Annotated in this window: 4 protein-coding genes; 2 read left to right on the forward strand and 2 right to left on the reverse strand. The window is 78.1% G+C overall.

All coding sequences use genetic code 11. The features are described from left to right. Window positions 1-986: histidine kinase dimerization/phospho-acceptor domain-containing protein (locus EBM89_RS19905; protein ID WP_122151319.1), on the reverse strand; the 986-nt coding region annotated here is incomplete at its 3' end. Then, window positions 983-1,636 (reverse strand): response regulator transcription factor, encoded by a 654-nt coding sequence (locus tag EBM89_RS19910; RefSeq protein WP_122151320.1) that lies wholly within the window; start codon window positions 1,634-1,636, stop codon window positions 983-985. The genes EBM89_RS19905 and EBM89_RS19910, both read right to left, overlap by 4 nt. Before the next feature lie 94 nt (window positions 1,637-1,730). Here EBM89_RS19910 and EBM89_RS19915 point away from each other — a divergent pair, with 94 nt between their 5' ends. Together EBM89_RS19915 and EBM89_RS19920 are read left to right on the forward strand one after the other, a co-directional pair. After that, window positions 1,731-3,002 carry a LolA family protein gene (locus tag EBM89_RS19915; RefSeq protein ID WP_122151321.1) on the forward strand — a complete coding sequence of 424 codons (1,272 nt, stop codon included), beginning with the start codon at window positions 1,731-1,733 and terminating at the stop codon, window positions 3,000-3,002. A 26-nt stretch (window positions 3,003-3,028) separates the two neighbouring features. Continuing rightward, the coding region (locus EBM89_RS19920) for an ABC transporter ATP-binding protein (protein ID WP_369408678.1) at window positions 3,029-3,786 on the forward strand (758 nt) is incomplete at its 3' end.

Consider the following 3,786-nt stretch of genomic DNA (forward strand, 5'->3'; position numbering starts at 1 on the left):
CCGCCACCCGCACCCGTGCGCGCCAGCGCGACCGCGCCGTCCGCCACCGCCCGCAGGTCGACCGGCCCGTCCGGCAGCGGTCGCGACCCGACGCGGGCCAGCAGCAGCAGGTCGTCCACGAGCCGCCCGAGCCGCCGCACCTCGGCACCGAGGTCGGCGACCAGCTCCGCCGGCTCGTACGCGTCGGGGTGCGCGGCGGCCACGTCCAGCGTCGCCGCGAGCGCCGCGACAGGCGTGCGCAGCTCGTGGGCGGCGTCAGCGACGAACGACCGCTGCCGCGCGGCGGCGACCTCCAGCCGGTCCAGCATCTCGTTCAAGGTGCGGGCGAGCGCCCCGACCTCGTCGTCCGTGCCGGGGTCGGGCAGCGACCCCGGTCCCCCGGCCCGGGCGACGGCCGCCGCCCCGGCGCGCAGCCGCTCGACGGGGCGCAGGGCGCGGCCGAGCGCGACCCAGATCGCCGCCGCGAGCAGGGCGGTGAGCACGGGGACGACGCCGAGCAGCGAGAGCCGCAGCGCGCGCACCAGCCCGTCGACCTCGGTGAGCGGCACGGTCGCGACCACCGCCGCGCCGTCCCCGCCCGGGGGCACCAGCACCGCCGCCCGGGCGGAGGGGTCGTAGCCGGAGTCGGCGGTGGTGAGCAGCAGCGGCTCCGGTCCGCCCGCGCGGGGGCGCAGGTCCGCGAGCACCCCGGCGGGCAGCACCGGCAGGGTGCGGCTGGCGGTCGGCGAGGACGCCACCACGCGGCCCTGCGCGTCGAGCACCTGGACCACCTCGCCCGGCTGGGCGACCGGCAGCGCCCCGGGGACCTGGTCGCTGGTGACCAGGCCGGCGACGGTGAGCACGCGCGCCCGCACCACCTCGTCCAGCGCCGCGACCCGGCTGCGCGACAGCACGGTGCTGAGCACGACCGCGCCGACGACGAGCGCGACGCACAGGAGCCCGGCGGTGACGACCGTCAGCCGCAGGCGCAGCGACCAGCCCCTCACCCGGCGACCCGGTACCCGGCGCCGCGCACCGTGACCACGGCGTCCCGGCCGAGCTTGCGGCGCAGGTACCCCACGTACACCTCGACGACGTTGCCGTCCTCGCCCGGGCCGTCCCAGACGTGGTCGCGCAGCTCGACCTTGCCGACGACGCGGTCGGCGTGCCGCATCAGGTACTCCAGCAGCGCGAGCTCGCGGGTGGTCAGGTCGACGGGGACGCCCGCCCGGGTGACCGTGCGGGCCGCCGGGTCGAGGACCAGGTCCCCGGCGGCGAGCACCGCGGGCCGGACCTGCGGCGGGCGGCGCAGCAGGGCGCGGATCCGGGCGACGAGGACCACGAACGAGAACGGCTTGGTCAGGTAGTCGTCCGCGCCGACGTCCAGCCCGTCGGCGACGTCGTGCTCGCCGTCCTTGGCGCTGAGCATGAGCACGGGCGTGGTGACCCCGGCGGCGCGCAGTGCGGTCACGACGTCGTAGCCGTTGCGGCGCGGCAGCATCACGTCGAGCACGATCGCGTCGTAGTCGCGGTCGGTCGCCAGGTCGAGACCGGTGTCGCCGTCGTGCGCGACGTCCACCGCGAAGCCCTCCGCCGTCAGCCCGCGGCGCAGCGCACCCGTGAGCCCGCGCTCGTCGTCCACCACCAGCACCCGCACCCCGGCAGCATCCCACCCGCGGCCGTCCCGGGCCGGGCGCGGGTGGCCGCGGGCTCTCAGGGTGCCCTCAGCCTCGGTGCGGCACGGTGGACCCATGTCCGAGAGCGCACCGCGTCGTCCGCAGTCCCGCCCGCTGTCCCGTCGTGCCCGCTGGGCCGTCCCGGGCGGCGTCGCCGTCGCCCTCGCGGCGGCCGTCGGCGTGCCGGCGCTGGCGTCGGCCGACGGCAGCGACCTGCCCGACGTCACCCCGGAGCAGCTGCTGACCCGGGTCGCGGAGGCCGAGCCCCTGCCGGTGCAGGGCACCGTGGTCTACACGGCCCGGCTCGGCCTGCCGGAGCTGCCCGTCTCCGAGATGACGGGCGCAGACCCGCTGAACCTGCTGGGCGGCTCCTCGACGCTGCGCCTGTGGTCCGACGGGGCCGACCGCTCGCGGGTCTCGCTGCTGGGCGCGACGTCGGAGTACTCGGTGGTCCGCGACGGCGCCGAGGCGTGGACCTACTCCTCCACCGACGACGCCGTCACCCACCTGTCGCTCAACCCGGCCGACCAGGCGCGGTACGACGCCCTGGCGGGGCGGCTCGAGGTGGCGCCGGAGGCCGACCTGCCCACGCCGGAGCAGGCGGCCGCGCAGGTCCTCGCCCGCGCGGAGCAGGACTCCGACGTGTCCGTGGACGCCCCGACCGTGGTCGCCGGCCGCGACGCGTACCAGCTGGTGGTGAGCCCCGCGGACGACGGGACGCTCGTCTCCCGGGTGGTCGTGGCGGTGGACGCCGAGACGTCCGCGCCGCTGCGGGTGCAGGTGTGGGGCCAGGACGACGGCGACGCGCCCTCGCTCGAGGTCGGCTTCACGGACGTGCAGTTCACCGACCCGGGCGACGCCGTGCTCGCCTTCTCCGCCCCGGCCGGCGCCACCACCGAGGAGGTCGTGGTGCCGCTGCCGGAGGTGGACGAGGCCGCCCTGGACGCGGCGCGCGCGCAGCACGAGGCGGGCGCGGACCCGACCGGGATGCTGCCGCCGGGCGTGGCGGTGTCGGGCTCCGGCTGGTCGACCGTGGTCGAGGTCGCGGGCCTGGACGTCGCGGGCCTGGTCGGCGGCGAGCCCGCCGCGCTGGGCTCCGTGCCGGGCGCCGAGCGGGTGCTCGGCTCCGACGCGGCGCAGGACCTCATCGGCGAGTTCGTGCCGCGCGACGCCGACGGGCAGCCGGGGAGGCCCTCGCTCGACGGCGCCGCCCTGTACGACCAGCTGACCACCGCCGTCCCCGAGGGCCGGCTGCTGAGCACGACGCTGCTGACCGTCCTGGTGACCGACGACGGCCGCGTGCTGGCCGGGTCGGTGCCCGCGGACGTGCTGCGCGCCGCCGCGTGACCGCGGGCGCTGCGACCGCGGGCGCCGTGACCGCGGACCTCGCCGTCCGGACCGCCGGGCTCACCAAGCGGTTCCGCTCGGGGCAGGTCGCCGTCGACGGGATCGACCTGGAGGTGCCCCGGGGCGCCGTGTACGGGTTCCTCGGGCCGAACGGGTCCGGCAAGACGACCACGATCCGCATGCTGCTCGGCCTCGCCCACCCCACCGCGGGCCAGGCGTGGCTGCTGGGCGCGGCGGTGCCGGACGAGGCCGTGCGGGTGCTCCCCCGGGTCGGGGCGCTGGTCGAGGGACCGGCGTTCCACCCGTACCTGTCGGGCCGGGCGAACCTCGCCCGGTTGGACGCCGCCGACGCGACCGCCGACCCGCGCACGACGCGCCGCCGCGCCGAGGCCGCTCTGGACCGCGTCGGCCTGGCGGCGTCCGCCGCGAAGCCGTACCGGCAGTACTCGCTCGGCATGAAGCAGCGGCTCGGCCTCGCGGCGGCGCTGCTGCAGCCCCGGGACCTGCTCGTGCTGGACGAACCCACGAACGGGCTGGACCCGCAGGGCACCCGCGAGGTCCGGCACCTGGTCCGCGAGCTCGCCGACGCGGGGACGACGGTGCTGGTGTCGTCGCACCTGCTCGCCGAGATCGAGCAGGTGTGCAGCCACGTGGGGATCATGAGCCGCGGCCGGCTGCTGCTGCAGGGCGAGCGCGCCGCGCTCACCGACGCGCGCCCCGCGCGGCTGGTCGTGCGCACGCGCGCGGCGCAGGCCGCCGCCGCGACCGAGGTGCTGCACGGGCT

It is taken from the genome of Cellulomonas triticagri, assembly GCF_003696205.1.
GTDB lineage: Bacteria > Actinomycetota > Actinomycetes > Actinomycetales > Cellulomonadaceae > Cellulomonas > Cellulomonas triticagri.

Bases quoted from the DNA above. Each gene is read 5' to 3' on its own strand.
- EBM89_RS19915 (WP_122151321.1), top strand. From the start codon at position 1,731: ATGTCCGAGAGCGCACCGCGTCGTCCGCAGTCCCGCCCGCTGTCCCGT.